The following is a 15,031-nucleotide window of genomic DNA, read 5'->3' as shown; positions in this document are numbered from 1 at the left end:
AGAAACTAATTAAAATTCAAGTTCGAGTCCGATAGGGCAGTGATCCGAGCCCATAATATCAGAGTAAATCGAAGAAGATTTAACGTTGTCTTGCAGGTTTTCACTGACAAAGAAATAATCCAGACGCCAGCCGACGTTTCTTTTTCGTGAATCCGTTCTCATTGACCACCAGGTATAATTTCCGCCTTCAGAATTGAACATGCGGAAGGTGTCAATATAGCCAGCTGCAATGAATTTATCCATCCAAGCTCGCTCTTCAGGAAGAAAACCGGATATCATTTCATTTTGTTTGGGACGGGCAAGGTCAATCTCCTTATGGGCGGTGTTTACGTCCCCGCAGATCACAAGCTTTTTCCCCTCGGCTTTGAGGGTGTTTGCGTAATCTAAAAAGGCTTCATAAAAATCCATTTTGTATTCCAGGCGCTCCTGGGAGGCTTTGCCGTTAGGAAAATAGATATTCATTAAGATGAAGTCTTCGTAATCAGCTCTAAGGAAGCGTCCTTCCCTATCAAATTTTCTTATCCCCATGCCGGTTTCGATATTCAAGGGCTTTTTCTTCGAGAAGATTCCGACCCCACTGTAGCCGTTTTTTTCTGCTGAAACAAAGTAATTATAATAACCTGGGATATTTTTGGCTTCTCTGGGGAGTTTATCAGGAGAAACTTTAGTTTCTTGAATACAGACAATATCAAATTTCTGTCCCAGCAGAAGCTCAAGAAAACCTTTCTTTATTGCAGCCCGAAGGCCATTTACGTTCCAGGAAATGAGATTGTAGCGGCAAGACATTTTTTATCTCCGGTAACGTTTCAAATTTGATTTTTCTAATGAGATTAGAGCAGCTAAAAGTTAAACCAGATTTAAGTAAACTGAAATTAAAATTAAATCGATCTAAATTGGATTAAATTAAGTTGAAAATAATTCAAATTCTTAATAAATAAATGCTCTTCATTTTGCCAGCAAATACTCCTAAGCGGCCCGAACGCGAATAAAATGAAAAAATAAAAATATACATCAGATAATTACTCAGAAAAATGCTGTATATGTGCCGACCTTCGTATTTATAAGGTTTAAGTCAGGACAGCAGGGAAATTTATGGATTTGATAAAAATTGCCTGTGTTATGCTTGCAGTTGCACTCTTTCTGGGAATCCTTACCAGCGGGGATAAGGATGAAGTGCCACCAGTCTCGCCCGAGATTGAAAGTGAAACCATAAGCTCAGATGTCGCCGGGGTAGCCGGTACAGTGCAGGCTGAGGAAAAAGGTGAAATGCATGTGCCTGCTGTTTCAAGACCTGCACAAGATCCCCTTATTCTGGAAAAGGGGGAAAGTAAGCTTGCAGCCGAAAGAAGGAATATCGAAAGCAAGGTAAAAGCTACAGTCAGACTGCTTGAAGCCCAGGGCGAAAAACTGTTTCCCTCATTCCGGGAAAAGGGTTCTCCCTGGTACCAGGATAGCTTCTGTATTTTTGTCTGGAATGAGGATGGGACCCTGGTAGTCTGTCCTCCTGACCCGAGCCGTGAGGGCAAAAATATCAAAGAGCTTAGAGATGCAGACGGCAAGCCAATAGGAGAACTCCTTATGGAAACAGCCCTGAGCGAAAAAGGCGAGGGCTGGATTGAGTACAACTGGAAGGATAAGAATAATTCCGAGCCTTACCACAAGTGTACTTTCGTCAAAAAGGCTTCCTCAGAGGGAAAAACCTACATTGTAGGGGCTGACCTCTATCTGGAAAATTACATCGTTTGCAGGAACCTTGAAGCGTGCGAATACACAGATGAGCCGGGAAACCCTCAAATTGCCGAACTCCTGAACCCTGTAAGTCTCGATAGGAACCTTGAGCTTGACTGCAGCCTCGCACATTCTGTTATAGAACCCGGGAAAAACACCACATCCCATGTGGTGAAAACTCCTGAAATCCATTATATCCTTGAAGGCGAAGGCTTGCTTTGTATTGACGGAATTCCGGTAGAGATACACCCGGATCAGTTCATATATATCCCTGCGGGTTCGGTTCAGACCACATACAATACCGGAAATATAGCTCTAAAATTCCTGATAATAAATCAGCCTGCCCGGTCAGAACAGAGCGTAGAACTGCTTTAATTTCAGTCCGGTGGCATGATTCCTGTAATAGTAGCCCAAAATACCACAAGGAAAGTAATTGCATAGAAAATATAAGCTGCCGATGGGTCTTCCCTATAAATCCTCTGTAAAATCCAGACCCATAGAAAAGAAAAAAAGATAGCTGAGAGATAGACAACAGGAGAAGTCCAGCCAAAGAGATAAAAAACAAGATATAGCTGGAAAAAGGTAAAGAACCCCATTCCTGCAGGAAAAAGCATGTATACTGAGAGCATGCCTGCAAAGGCAGCACCTGCAGTATAAAGAAGATGTGGAATCAGAGAAACGAACGCAAAGAGAAATAATTGCCAGCTTAGTAGAGTTTCTTTTAAATTATTTCTCATTCCTATGGCTCTATTAATTTTTTTGTTTAATATCTATCTATTATTTGACTACTTATAAATTTAATTCCTGGCAATTTCAACCTCAAAAGGCAGGAATTCCCTTCCTCGATATGTTCAGGCTCTCCATCAGTTTGAACTGCATTGCCTGATATATTTTTATTTTATTTTCAATATCTTACAGGCTGATTTAGATTGGTTTTCTACAAATCCCTTTCTTGAAATATTTATATTTTTTACTTATGTAATTTTTCCGTGTGTAAAGTATGCCACAAGTCACCTGATGTTGATTAAACAATTGATTTACGAAGAGGCTCAGACAAAAAACATTAATCCTATGCATGTATCCTTAGATTTCAATGTACGGAGTAATCAGGGTTCCCTCGGAAAAAGGGGAAGAATTCAGGAGAAAGACAGTTGAGAAAAAAATTCTGGATACTTCAAGAAAAATCCGAAAACTCCAGACCAAAGAAGGAGTTTTTCTTGAGATCCCTGTCACAGAGGCTGCAGGCGAAAATATTGAAGGTTTTCCGGTTATTGAACAGGAAAATCCAGAATTCTCTAGAAAGCCCTGCTCCATCAAAAAATACCTTAAAGATTCTCTTTCCGAAGCCGAACTTGCATGCGTCCCTGCAGGCTGGCAGATTCTGGGAGATGTGATAATAGTCAGCATACCTGAAACTCTGGAAAATAAAAAAGTAAAGATAGCTGAAGCTCTGCTCTCGATGTATCCCAGGTGCAGGACAGTTGTAAGGGACTTTGGAATTGAAGGACAGTTCCGCCAGCCAAAAAGAGAACTTCTGCTTGGCAGTGGAACCGAGACCATCCATAAAGAGCACGGCTGCTTCTTTAAGCAGGATGTTACAAAAGTGATGTACTCCAAAGGCAACCTTGAAGAAAGAAAACGGATGAGCAGATTGGGGGGAGAGGAAGTTGTAGTGGACATGTTTGCAGGGATAGGGTATTTTTCAATTCCCATGGCTGTGTATTCCAGGCCAAAAAAAATAATTGGGATTGAAATTAATCCTGAGTCCTTTGCCTACCTGAAAGAAAACATCAGGCTGAATAAGGTAGAGAAAATCTATATCCCTATCTGCGGGGATTGCTCAAAGGCTGCCCCGGAAGGAATAGCTGACCGTGTGCTCATGGGATATGTGGGAACAACACACCACTATTTAGAGCCAGCTATAAAAGCCCTGAAAAAAAGCGGTGGGATTCTTCATTATCACGAGACAGTCCCGGAGCACCTTGCCAGAACTCGACCACAGGAAAGGATAAGGAGAGCTGCATACGCACTTGGAAGGAAAGTGGAGATTCTGGAGACACGCAGGATTAAAAAATACTCTCCAGGCGTCCTGCACGTCGTTGTGGATGCCCGGATATTTGAATGAACGGAGCAGGATCAAAGGAATGGAATAACTTCATCAGGCTATTGAGTTCAAGTTCGATAACATGTTTTCTGGCGGGTTCCTCTCAAAAATTCTCAATATTGTGCTGCAGCTTGTCTAATTGCACTGCAGAGTTCTTCGGGTTTACTTGAACTGATAATCATTCTTTCTCCTGAGATAAGTTTCAGGATTACAACCGGGCTAACTTTTTTGGAAGATTGGGAAACATCAGATTCTTCTCCTGTAAGAGGGTCACAAACCTTAATTTTGCATTCTTCCAGTATATAGAAGGGAATCTTCTTGAAGGAAAGGCTCAGGGGCACCAGGCGAATGTATATTCCATCACTTCTGACCTCGGTTATGTGCTTTGTACGGTAATATATAAGAGGAAAAAATAACCCGAAGATAACCCAGAGCATAAACAGGTATGTACTGGGAACATTCTGGATCCCAACAGGTTTCCCGAAGACAAGGATATGGATATGGATATACCAAAGCAGGAGTGCAGGATAAAGGACAGTAACCAGGAAAAAATTATTGCGCAGATCCTGAACCTCTCGGTAAATCAAATATGTTTCCCGCTGTTCCATGAAAACCTTCCTAACTTTTTCTATAAAAGCCGGGTAGATAAACTTTCCGAAAAAATGGTAATTTTATATAACATTTATTTTAAAATTTTGAAAATATTCATATTTTAATAAAAGCTACAAAATAATATAAGAAATCCAGGAACTTTATGCAAAAATTTGAGAATGATTTTAAAACTAAGGTAAACTAGAAATATCCTGAAACTCAAAAAATAAATTTAAGAAAAATAATTTAAGGAAATTATTTTTCAATAACTCAGTAACCCAATCTTTCCATTTCCTTAAGTATGACTGAACTGAAATCTGTGAAACTCTGGATTCCGCCTGTCCAGGCTGCGAGCATCATGGCATCGTATATCTCGGTTTTTGTAGCTCCGAACTTATGAAGCCTTTCCAGGATTTTAACTGCACTCTGGATATTATTGTTGGAGCAGGCTATAGCAAAGACAATGAGATGCTTCTGCTTTGTAGAAATTCCGCCTTCTCTTTCCTCCCAGACTGCTTTATAAAAGCCTGCTATTCCTTCGGCAAAGTCTTCGTTTATCTTTCCTGCATACACAATAGATCTGGGCAAAAACCCTTTTATTTCCTTTATTTCTTTAATTGCCTTCTCCATAATTTATCATATGTTATAAGTCAGGATTGGATATAATAGTATCTCATAGTTTAATTAAAAAATTTCAGAACTGGGAAAATTAAAAATAAAAAAAGTCAAAAAAGGAATCTCTCTCGTCTGAAGGCATCAGAAATTCCTGAAAATTTGCTTCGGAGAAATTCAGACTTCCAGCACCTCAACCGCTAGGTCAGAATTGATGATATAATCAAAGTTGATAACCTCATCCCATTTCTGCTTCATGAATGCAGACTGGAAACAGACCCCAATGATTTTACCTTTTTCCGAGCCCTCAAGAATTTTCCTGGCGACTTCTTTTGCTTTTTCTGGAGTTATTCCGATCTTTGGCATTGCAAGCCCACCGAGAAGGACAACAACATCGGCATGAGGATCCGTGAGCTTCCCAAGCTGCATACCTTCATAATCCATAAAGATAGATCTGGCTTTCTCAAAATCCTGGCTGGAGATAAAAGCAAGCTCCCGATCCCGCACCACGAAACCGAGAAGTTCGGCAAATGGAGTACAGAACCCTGGAGTTCCCACAAAAGTAATCCTCTCTGCACCTTCGACAAGGCTCTTGAAACTGTTAAGGATGCCTCCAACTCCCTGTGAAGTGTTTATTATCGGCATGAAATTCTCTCCTCAAGTTTTAAATAAAATCTGTTTTTAGCATTTTTAAATCATTGTGCATTTATTGTAAGATTGGAGACGCTCACTTAAATAAATAATGTTAACACCGTTTATTAAAAAAGAATTGAAAAGAACTAAAAGAGAGAAAAACAAGAATAAAACCATGAAAATTAAAAATAAATGAATTGAAAAGGGCAGTTGCCCTTTAAACCTGCCTTATTCCAAAGGACTGAAGCAGGATTTCCGGATAGAGTCCACCGCTAGAAATTGTTTTCGTGCTCTTAAGGTCGTTCACTGTAAGCCTTGCAGGGGCGAACATTCCTGCGTCAACTTTAAAGAAATCAAAGTTTGCTTCTTTGAAGGTCTGGTAGAAAGGCTTTCCGAAGTCTCTGGAGGTTTTGGAAGGCACCTTCTTTACGAATTCCTCAAGCTCAGCCAGTTCCCCATCAAAATAAACAGTGTAATTTGTTTCGCCACAATAGATTACACAATCATTGGTTGACCCCATGCACTGCACATCGTTTCCAACAATCGGGGCAATCGGTGCGATCCCGTATCCACTTTTAATGCAGTTGATATCAAAACCAATGGATTCAAGCTTATGGATTCCGGTTTCTACAACGCGAGCTGAGATCTGGACAGAACCGGCAATAGAGGCTGTAGGAGCAACGGCAATCATTACATTTTCGGGATCCACGCTGCAGTGTTTTGCAATGTATTCCACAACCTTTTCATCAGGAAGCTTATCGGATTCCATAACCAGGACAGCAGCTTCGTAGTCATCCTCATACCCGATTTCTTCATAGAGTTCCTTCGGTTTTAAGCTAAGAGCACGCGCAGGGCCTGAACCCATTCCAAAATAATCGCCCACGGAAATTCTCCAGCCTGCATACTGGGAAGCCATACAGGCAATTACGGGATTGTCGGTTGCTACCTGGATGGCAGGCCATTTGAGACCTTTCAAGTCAAAAGTAGTATATTTGAGATCAGCAAGATCAGCCAGGCAGAGTCTTGCCAGGTACATTCCAGCTTCGTATCCACCCTCAGCTTTAACTCCACAATCTATAACCGTAGCCCCGTTTTCGAGCTTGAGCACTTCAGTTTTCAGATCTTCGCCCCAGTCGAGCATCTCTTCGATGACATATGATCCCATTTCGTTGACGCTTATCAATGTATCACCTTTACTACTGGCTCCGGATAAACAGTATTATCTATTATCTCACCCTGGAGTAAATTTTCACCTGCTCTTAGCAAGCAGGAAGACTGTTTACCGGTCAGAGAATTGCCTATAAAGAACATTGCTTGTGAAGGATAATACCAATCAGGTATTTTATACCAATCAGGTGTTTTATACAAGCAAGTGTTTTATCGTTCCTTTGATTGGTATTAATCGGCTCTGTTTATCAGAATGAAATTTCAATTCACCTATCAGAGTTAACAGACAAGGTTATTTATCCAATAAAAGGATATCCAGCAAATTGGGTACATTATCGATAATATAATGCCATTTACAGGTTAGTTCTTTCCTCAAATTTCTCTTGCCTGTGGTTGTTATCGTATAGGAAGAATCCAATATATAGATACTGTTTTATTATTTTAATTCGAGTATTTTATTATTTCAACCTAATTTTATTATTTCAACCTATTATGAAAATCCGGTCATTCTTCCGAACTGGCTCGTCAACCGCAAGGCCAATGAGATCTCCTTTTTCAACTCTTTCAAGAGCCTCGCCTTTTTTCATCAAGGAACGGATTCTCTGTCTTAAATATGTGGTGTTTCCTTCAATTACAATCTCATCCCCAACCGCAAGCCCTGCCTCAACAAGTCTGACGGCAGCAGCCTTCTGTTTCGGGTAATAGTTCTCAATTACTCCAACAGCCCTGCGCTGCTTTTTCGAGGCATTCATATCTTTCTCAGGAGAAAAGCCCTCAAGACCTGGAACCCCAAAATAGAAACCAGTAGAAAAGCCCCTGTTATAGACTGAAGCAAGTTCTTTTTTCCAGATTTCTATTTTCTCGGGAGTATAGCTTCCTTCTCTACAGGCATTAATTGCCTCCCTGTAGCAGCGGGAAACCGTTTCAAGGTAGCCTGGATTCCGCAGCCGCCCTTCCACCTTGAAGGCAGTTATGCCAGCTTCAAGAAGTTCGGGTATATGCCCTATCATACAGAGATCTTTTGCACTGAGAAGGTACTTTCCAAAACTTGCTGCAACAAGCCCATTTTCCCCATGAAGCTCCCACTCCCAGCGGCAGGGCTGTGTGCATTCCCCGCAGTTTCCAGATTTCCCGAGAGCGTAAGCGGAGAGGTGACATCGGCCTGAGATTGCCATGCACATTGCCCCGTGGACAAAAGTTTCAATTTCCACATCAGTCCGCTGGCTTATATTCCTTATCTCTTCAAGGGAAAGCTCCCTCGAAAGTACAACCCGTTCTGCTCCGAGGCTGCGATAAAAATTTGCAGTTTCATGGTTGGAAATGTTTGTCTGCGTGGAGATATGGATTTGAAGCCCAGCTTTCCGCGCCCTGAGAATTACAGCCGGATCCCAGGCAATAATTGCGTCAACTCCTGCATTTGAAGCTGCAGTTATCACATTCGATGCATCCGCAAGCCTTCCCTCATTTACTATCGAGTTTACAGCCAGATAAGCCTTGAGCCCCCTGCTTTTTACCTCACAAACAAAATCGTCAAGAGTTTCCAGAGTAATCTCCCTTGCTTTAGCCCTGAGACTGAGTTTATCGGTTGAAAAGTAAACTGCATCGGCATATCGTGAACAGGCTTCAAGCCCTGATAGATTCCTGACTCCCACAACGAGTTCAGGCATTGAACTTTTAAGCATGAGGACAGAAAATAACCAGCTCTCATTTAAAAATATCTCATCACTTCTATTCTTTATAAAAAATAATATTAATAAATGTCAACTTTTGACGATTAGTATGAAAGGATATAGGTTAACGGAAAACTTTATATAAGTGAAGAGCTATCTCCAAAATGGGGATTTAGATAAATTCAAAGAGTTAACTTTTGTTAATAAATAAAAGAAAGAATAAATTACTGTTATCATAATCAAAGATGGGGGGATAAAATGGAATACGAGCTCGAAGAAGTCGAGAGAGATTACATAGAATTCAGGAAAGAAATGGGAGAAGAGTAAACCCTGGGGAGAAAAAGGGCTGTAGAGAATCTGGTGAGATACGGCAGAATTAAAGAAAGTAAATAAGATTTTCAAAAACAAGATTAAGGCAGTATCACACCAGAATAACATTTTTATTTTTTTGATTATACCTGATTTAAAATTTTAAAAAATTCAGGTTCCACCATGCCGCTTTGTAAATACTTTTGAGTATATCCTGCTGCAACCCATTGGGTTGAGGTTCTTTAGAGAATAATCAGACAAAGAACATCCAGCATCGATGCATGAGGAACTTATATTCTCATTCACACAATTACTCCCATATTCACACAATTACTCCCATCCCAGCGACTTGCTTTTGACCGCTGGCATTTCCTTCGCTTTCCATCAATAGTAAAGCCGCGTATAGTAATATCCGTACTTCTGGAACTTCTTTCCTTAATCAGGGTCTGGTGGATGACAAGTCGGCGCTCACTGTCAGTTTTACTGTTGAATATGTTTCAAAATATATTTCTTATGTTTAATGAAGTTGATAAGGAAAAGATTTCACGTCAAAAAATAGATAATGAAGAAAAATCAATTATGTTTGGGGAAAAACTTATGGTGTTTTTTACACCTTAACCAATATTTGAGAGTTAATTGCTCAAAAAGGGAATAAGGGGGAAAAGATTTGGAGAGAAGATCTCAGATATTACTGATTATTGGAGCTTTACTGCTGGTAATGGGTGTGCTCCTTAACTTTACAAGAGATCCGCTTTTATTGGGCACAGGAACTGTAACTGCACTATTTATGTTTTTGCTTTTCAGGATAGATCCTCTAAGTCCAAACGACTAACAAATATAAAAGAAAAGGGAAGAAGAAAGAGGACATCTTTTCTTCTTTCAGAACTTACTCTTTTACTCTTAATGATTTACTTCAAACTCATTTAGTCTGTTTTCTTAATCTTACTACATTTAGTCTGTTGTCTCAAACTCGTTTGGTCTGTTTTCTTAACCCTTACCACATTAGCCTGCTTTTCTTAACTCTTACTACAAATTGATTAAAGAATTCTGAATAAGTTAAAATATGTTGTCGAATAACTGTCTAATAAAATTTATTTTCTAAATAACCTGATGCCATATACAGGGCTTCAGATGCAAAAGCGACCGGGATGAGACAATGATATACCGAACAAAGCCAGTTGTAACCCGTTTAATTCTCTTAATCCTTTTAGCTTCCCTCCTTACAGGGGGGTGCCTGGAGCAGAGTTCCGGGTTGAGCTTTGAAAACAAGTCCGAAATAAAAGAAAGAAATAGTCCAAGCGAATTTTCTTCTGTAAGCCGCCTGATAACCGAAGAAGTAAATCTCTCCGGTTCCGGGACAGAAAACTCCCCTATTGCAGGAAATTACAGGCTTGAAGCCCTCAATATTAAGTTAAAAGCGCCTTCTTATGAGCTGCCCCTGCACAGGGACGAGATCTCAAACTACAAAAAATTCTCAGGCAAGATCCCTCTGAACGATTCAGCCCTTAAAATGCTGGAAAGTAACGGTTTCGTTGTAATCGAAAACCCTTACAATCCAGGTGAAGAGGATATAACCTCGATGTATTCGACCCTAAAGGAAAAAGAGGTTCCTATCTTCATTACCACAGACTCCCTGCTGCACCTCTACCATATTCAGTTTGATGAGACTCTTCGCCAGATCGAAGAAAAGGAGTTTTACAATATGCTCTGGCAGACTGATTTTGACCTGTTAAATGCTTCTATCGAGAGGTATAATACCGCCTCAGGGGAAGAAAAAGAAGCAGCAAGAAGAAACGCAGCCTACTTTGCAGTAGCTCTGAGCCTGCTTCAACCGAAACCCGCACAGGTACAGAAAACAGCAGGTCCTTATGGTTTCGTTAAAGAGTCCCTTTTCCCTGCAGGTGCAGAAGAGCAATATAAGTTTGAGATTCCAGATTTCGTAAAAAAAGAAGTTGAAACCGAACTTGCCCTTATTGAGGCACATAGAGGTTTTGAGCTTTCTCCCATATTCAATTATAAGGAGGATTATTCCCAGTATATTCCTCGAGGTCACTATACCAGATCCGAGAAGCTGCAAAACTATTTCAGGGCATTTATGTGGCACGGCAGGATGAGTATGCTCCTGAAAGATAAATTGATTGAATCCAAAGACCCTGCAAAAGACGCCCGCATCCAGACTATTCAGGCAAGCCTCATCGCTTCAGAGCTCGAAGATAAGCCTGACCTCTTAGAGAACTGGGATCGGATCTATGAGGTTACAGCCTTTTATGTGGGCTTTTCAGATGACTTTGGCCCATACGAGTATATGGAAGCTATGAATTCGGTATTTGGCAATGAGGAAAGGAAATTCGACGAAACAAAGGTTGAAGAACTGAAAACCACACTTGCTGAATACCAGAGCCCGAAAATTTATGGCGGCACCGGAAATTGTGTTATTGAGCCGCCCTTTACCCCCGGGCAGGCGGATGAATGCCTCGAAAACACTGCAGGCTTCCGTTTTATGGGACAGCGCTTTATTCCGGACTCCTATATATTCTCAAATCTGGTAGGAGCTTATACAGGGGAATATAAGGGACAATATACTGAAAACGAGACCCCGTTTACTCTTGTAATCTCAAGAGCCGGAGTGCCTGTTCGCGGCTTCCCTCGCGGACTTGATACCATGGCTCTCCTGGGCTCGGAAAGGGCTGTTTACTGGCTCGATGAACTAAATGATTCAAGTTACAAGAATTACAGCACCCAGTATGGAAAGCTGGAATCGGAATTCTCAAACTTCAGCGCAGCCGAGTGGAACAGGAACCTCTACTGGTCCTGGCTCTATTCCCTTCAGTCCCTCCTGAAAGATTACGGTGAAGGCTATCCGACCTTTATGCAGACCGATGCCTGGCAGGACAAAGAACTGAATACGGCTCTTGCTTCCTGGACCGAACTAAGGCATGATACAATCCTCTATGCCAAGCAGAGTTACACTGCAGTTGCAACCTCAGCGCCAATGCTTCCTGAAGAAAAACCTGTAGTGGGTTATGTTGAGCCTGTACCCGATTTCTACGCCCGCCTGCTTGCCTTAACAAAAATGACAAACCAGGGTCTGGATGAAATGGGCGTGCTTGATCCGGTTTCAAAGGCAAGGCTTACAAATCTTGAAAATATCCTGTCAAGGCTTCAGGCTATCTCTGAAAAAGAACTCAAAAATGAAGAACTGACAGCCGAAGATTATGAGTTTATCAAAAATTTCGGGGATCAGCTTGAAGGTACAATAGGGAAAGTTGACGAGAAAGCCAGAAAAACTACAGTCGTGGCTGATGTCCATACCGACTCAAATACAGAGACCGTTCTTGAAGAAGGCGTTGGGTATGTTGACATGCTGGTGGTAGCATATAAGCTCCCGGACGGCAGAATTCTTCTGGGAGCCGGACCCGTTATGAGCCATTACGAGTTCAAGCAGCCAGTATCCGAGCGCCTGACCGATGAAAAATGGAGGGAAATGCTTGAGGTGAATCCACCCGAAAGGCCCGAGTGGACTTCCACATACATTTCATAATATTTTGGGTAATATGGAATTAAAAAGTGCGGGAAACATAGAAGATAGTATTAAAAATATTACAAAGAAATACTACAAATAACGAAAATTAACTAAAATAAGAGAATCAAAAAATAAATAAAAGTGCTTAAGAGAGTTTTCAATTAGGTAAGGAAGCTTTTAAATCGAAAGCTTCTCTTCTCCCTTTTCTTTTGTTTTCATTTCCTGCTTGACCTGGGTTATCATCCTTTCAAGCTGGTCCCTGGAGATGCTTTTACGCTTTTCTTCGGTGCAGACCTTGACCTTCTCAATCAGGGCGCAGAGTTCTTCACGTTCAAGGCAGAAACCTATACTGTTAATAATGCCTTTTAAAGCTTTTTTGCCGGTGTGTTTTCCGATAATGAGGTTGCGTTTCCCGCCAACCATTTCCGGGAGGAAGAGTTCATAGGTGCGCGGCTCTTCCAGGATTGCAGCCACGTGAATTCCAGACTCATGGGTAAAGGCATTTTGTCCGACAACAGCTTTGTTAACTGCAGGTATAACGCCTGAGTATTCCGAGACCATTCTGGAAAGGGCAGTCAGCCTTGTAGTATCATAGCGATCTATTCCGTACTGCACCCTGAGAGCAACCAGTATCTCCTCAAGGGCAGCGTTGCCTGCACGTTCTCCGATTGCATTAACCGTGGTATGGAGCTGTTTTGCCCCAGCTTCGGCAGCAGCAAGAGTATTAGCAGTAGCCATTCCTAGGTCATCGTGGCAGTGAATACAGATCGGGGTATTGATCTCTTTGAAAATTTCGCTAACAAGGTAATGGGTAGTTGTAGGGTTCAGGATGCCAACCGTGTCTGCAAGGCTTACGTATTGCACCTTATATTCAGTTTCAACTTCTTTAAAAGCCTGTTTGAGACGCTCAATTGGGGTCCGGCTTGAATCTTCAGCTGCAAAACGCACTTTCAGTCCGTGGTCGGTTGCGTACTCAATGGTTTCTTTGGCGCAGTGGAGCATCTCCTCAAAGCTTCTGTGATATTTATATTTGAGGTGCAGATCGGACATAGCAATAAAAATGCTCACAATATCTACATCACATTCAAGGGCAGCATCCACGTCCCCTTTTACCGCACGTGAGAGGCAGCAGATTCTCGACTTAAAACCCTGATTTGCGATTTCCTTTACAATTTCTTTTTCGTTTTCCGAAACCACAGGAAATCCAGCTTCTATAACCTCAATGCCCATGGAATCAAGTTCACTGGCAATTGCCAGCTTCTGTTCCTTTGTAAATGCAACGCCTGGGGTCTGTTCCCCATCACGGAGAGTCACGTCACAGATCTCGATATCCAGGGGACGATATTGAATAAAGTCCATAAGGTAATTTCTGGAATACTGCTCACTCTCTAACATGGTTACTGCTTCCTTTAGTTTCTAATTATAGCGAGGATTTTTGATTATTTTTAATGATATACAGATAGTATAGCCGGAAACTGACTCAAAGGCTTGAATAAAGAGGTACCAGGGTCCAAACGCCACTAAAAGTCAGAAAATCTGTATCGCGTCAAAATTAAGCATAGCTTTACCTTCATATGTATAAATGTTTTCCTCGGAGGAAAAGAATTTCCGGCAGCAGTTTCTCGAAAGGGCAGATCAAAATAAGCTAAAAATCGACAATCTACCCCTGATTGGGAGGTTTAAGTCGATGTATGTTATAAAAAAATTCAAAAGTGCTTATACCAGTGAAAAAATCCAGAGTAATGAGAAAGCTCAAGCTTTAAATAAAAGGCACTTTCCAGAGGTAAACAAAGCATCTCCATTAACAAATTAGAATCCTTCAATGGTAGTGAGTAAAGGTTTTTTCATGTAGAGGCAAAGGCTTTCTCATGCAAGCTTCCTCTGAACCCGTTCATAAAAGCAGGTATCAGAAATCTTCACAAAGCGGGCTGGAAACTTGGACTTTTTAAGTTTGACAATGTCATCAGGCTTTATCCTATAGGATTTCTGCCCGTCAATTGCAATGACAGCCTCTTTTTTCGGAGCCGATAACTTTATTGTGATCTCGCTGTCTGACGGAATAACCCAGGGTCTTGAGGAGAGCTTAAAAGGGGCAACAGGAACAACTACTATCGCATTTACCCTGGGGCTTATAATGGGTCCGCCTGCGCTCATTGCATAAGCGGTGGAGCCAGTCGGGGTTGCAAAGACAACACCATCCGCGCGCATCGAGTCAAGGAGGCAGTCCCCTACATAAACCTCGAACTGGATGATCTTTGCGGGCTTTGCAGACATTATCGCAATCTCATTAGTTGCAGTATCAAGCAATTCCCCATTAAGGAATACATCAACCCTCATCCTTTCAATATATGAAAAACCGTAAAGCACTTCCTCTATGGTTTCAAGGGCATCTTCTGGCTCGACGTCTACAAGAAAACCGAGGGTACCCATATTAATTCCAAGTATAGGGAGAGGATCTTTCATCTTGGCAATGTTCCGGAGGACTGTGCCGTCACCTCCTACGCTGATAATGAGTTCTACCCCCTCTTCCCTCATTTTTTCAACCGGAGTCCCTTCTATCCCGAGCACCTCAGCCGTGGGAGTGGCAACATAAATTTTAACCCTGGAGCTGAATCGTGCAAGGATTTCCCGGACCATTCGAATTACTTCAGGTCTATCGCAGCGTGAAGCGATTCCTATCTTCTTTATTGCCAA

General features: G+C 41.6%; 13 protein-coding genes. 4 read left to right on the top strand and 9 right to left on the bottom strand.

The features are described from left to right. Positions 1–9: 9 nt before the first annotated feature. Entirely contained in the window at positions 10–786 is a 777-nt protein-coding gene (locus MSTHT_RS02380) for an exodeoxyribonuclease III (RefSeq protein WP_048166406.1), read from the bottom strand. A gap of 306 nt (positions 787–1,092) precedes the next feature. On the opposite strand from MSTHT_RS02380, the gene MSTHT_RS02375 reads away from it, so the two are divergent. Beyond that, a complete protein-coding gene (locus MSTHT_RS02375; protein WP_048166405.1) occupies positions 1,093–2,103 on the top strand; it encodes a cache domain-containing protein in 1,011 nt (336 codons plus the stop codon). 2 nt (positions 2,104–2,105) lie between these two features. Here MSTHT_RS02375 and MSTHT_RS02370 read toward each other — a convergent pair whose 3' ends face one another. Further along, positions 2,106–2,465, bottom strand: a complete 360-nt coding sequence (locus tag MSTHT_RS02370) for a hypothetical protein (protein ID WP_048166404.1) — start codon at positions 2,463–2,465, stop codon at positions 2,106–2,108. A gap of 356 nt (positions 2,466–2,821) precedes the next feature. Here MSTHT_RS02370 and MSTHT_RS02365 point away from each other — a divergent pair, with 356 nt between their 5' ends. Beyond that, positions 2,822–3,853 (top strand): class I SAM-dependent methyltransferase, encoded by a 1,032-nt coding sequence (locus tag MSTHT_RS02365; RefSeq protein ID WP_048166403.1) that lies wholly within the window; start codon positions 2,822–2,824, stop codon positions 3,851–3,853. Between the two features lie 92 nt (positions 3,854–3,945). Here the strand turns inward: MSTHT_RS02365 and MSTHT_RS02360 are convergent, their stop codons facing one another. The 5 genes from MSTHT_RS02360 to MSTHT_RS02335 all read right to left on the bottom strand — a co-directional run bounded on the left by MSTHT_RS02360 (position 3,946) and on the right by MSTHT_RS02335 (position 8,517). Continuing rightward, on the bottom strand, positions 3,946–4,440 hold the full coding sequence (locus tag MSTHT_RS02360; RefSeq protein ID WP_181952242.1) for a DUF6141 family protein: 495 nt from the start codon (positions 4,438–4,440) through the stop codon (positions 3,946–3,948). Positions 4,441–4,693: 253 nt separating this feature from the next. Continuing rightward, on the bottom strand, positions 4,694–5,053 hold the full coding sequence (locus tag MSTHT_RS02355; RefSeq protein WP_048166402.1) for a carboxymuconolactone decarboxylase family protein: 360 nt from the start codon (positions 5,051–5,053) through the stop codon (positions 4,694–4,696). 159 nt (positions 5,054–5,212) lie between these two features. Next, entirely contained in the window at positions 5,213–5,680 is a 468-nt protein-coding gene (locus MSTHT_RS02350) for a DUF2124 family protein (protein WP_048166401.1), read from the bottom strand. A 205-nt stretch (positions 5,681–5,885) separates the two neighbouring features. Further along, positions 5,886–6,851 (bottom strand): methenyltetrahydromethanopterin cyclohydrolase, encoded by a 966-nt coding sequence (gene mch, locus MSTHT_RS02345; protein WP_048166400.1) that lies wholly within the window; start codon positions 6,849–6,851, stop codon positions 5,886–5,888. Positions 6,852–7,317: 466 nt separating this feature from the next. After that, a complete protein-coding gene (locus MSTHT_RS02335; RefSeq protein WP_048166398.1) occupies positions 7,318–8,517 on the bottom strand; it encodes a peptidase U32 family protein in 1,200 nt (399 codons plus the stop codon). Positions 8,518–9,481: 964 nt separating this feature from the next. Between MSTHT_RS02335 and MSTHT_RS14280 the strand changes: the two genes are divergently transcribed. Further along, the gene (locus MSTHT_RS14280; RefSeq protein ID WP_156149695.1) at positions 9,482–9,646 is read left to right on the top strand and encodes a hypothetical protein; all 165 of its coding nucleotides are present in this window, start codon (positions 9,482–9,484) and stop codon (positions 9,644–9,646) included. 324 nt (positions 9,647–9,970) lie between these two features. Continuing rightward, complete coding sequence (locus MSTHT_RS02330; protein ID WP_048166397.1) at positions 9,971–12,355, top strand: DUF3160 domain-containing protein; 2,385 nt, start codon at positions 9,971–9,973, stop codon at positions 12,353–12,355. A 159-nt stretch (positions 12,356–12,514) separates the two neighbouring features. Here MSTHT_RS02330 and MSTHT_RS02325 read toward each other — a convergent pair whose 3' ends face one another. Together MSTHT_RS02325 and MSTHT_RS02315 are read right to left on the bottom strand one after the other, a co-directional pair. Then, positions 12,515–13,732, bottom strand: coding sequence for a homocitrate synthase family protein (locus MSTHT_RS02325; RefSeq protein ID WP_048166396.1), 1,218 nt, complete (start codon positions 13,730–13,732; stop codon positions 12,515–12,517). Between the two features lie 471 nt (positions 13,733–14,203). Next, positions 14,204–15,031, bottom strand: coding sequence for an NAD(+)/NADH kinase (locus MSTHT_RS02315; RefSeq protein ID WP_048166394.1), 828 nt, complete (start codon positions 15,029–15,031; stop codon positions 14,204–14,206).

Origin of the sequence: Methanosarcina thermophila TM-1 (assembly GCF_000969885.1) — an archaeon.
Lineage (GTDB): Archaea > Halobacteriota > Methanosarcinia > Methanosarcinales > Methanosarcinaceae > Methanosarcina > Methanosarcina thermophila.
Note: the sequence above shows the minus strand (reverse complement) of the source record. Positions and strands in the feature narration are given on the sequence as shown.

Coding starts and splice junctions, on each gene's coding strand:
- MSTHT_RS02375 (WP_048166405.1), top strand. CDS start 1,093: ATGGATTTGATAAAAATTGCCTGTGTTATGCTTGCAGTTGCACTCTTT.
- MSTHT_RS02325 (WP_048166396.1), bottom strand. CDS start 13,732: ATGTTAGAGAGTGAGCAGTATTCCAGAAATTACCTTATGGACTTTATT.
- MSTHT_RS02370 (WP_048166404.1), bottom strand. CDS start 2,465: ATGAGAAATAATTTAAAAGAAACTCTACTAAGCTGGCAATTATTTCTC.
- MSTHT_RS02350 (WP_048166401.1), bottom strand. CDS start 5,680: ATGCCGATAATAAACACTTCACAGGGAGTTGGAGGCATCCTTAACAGT.
- MSTHT_RS02380 (WP_048166406.1), bottom strand. CDS start 786: ATGTCTTGCCGCTACAATCTCATTTCCTGGAACGTAAATGGCCTTCGG.
- MSTHT_RS02355 (WP_048166402.1), bottom strand. CDS start 5,053: ATGGAGAAGGCAATTAAAGAAATAAAGGAAATAAAAGGGTTTTTGCCC.
- MSTHT_RS02330 (WP_048166397.1), top strand. CDS start 9,971: ATGATATACCGAACAAAGCCAGTTGTAACCCGTTTAATTCTCTTAATC.
- MSTHT_RS02365 (WP_048166403.1), top strand. CDS start 2,822: ATGTACGGAGTAATCAGGGTTCCCTCGGAAAAAGGGGAAGAATTCAGG.
- MSTHT_RS02360 (WP_181952242.1), bottom strand. CDS start 4,440: ATGGAACAGCGGGAAACATATTTGATTTACCGAGAGGTTCAGGATCTG.
- MSTHT_RS02335 (WP_048166398.1), bottom strand. CDS start 8,517: ATGCTTAAAAGTTCAATGCCTGAACTCGTTGTGGGAGTCAGGAATCTA.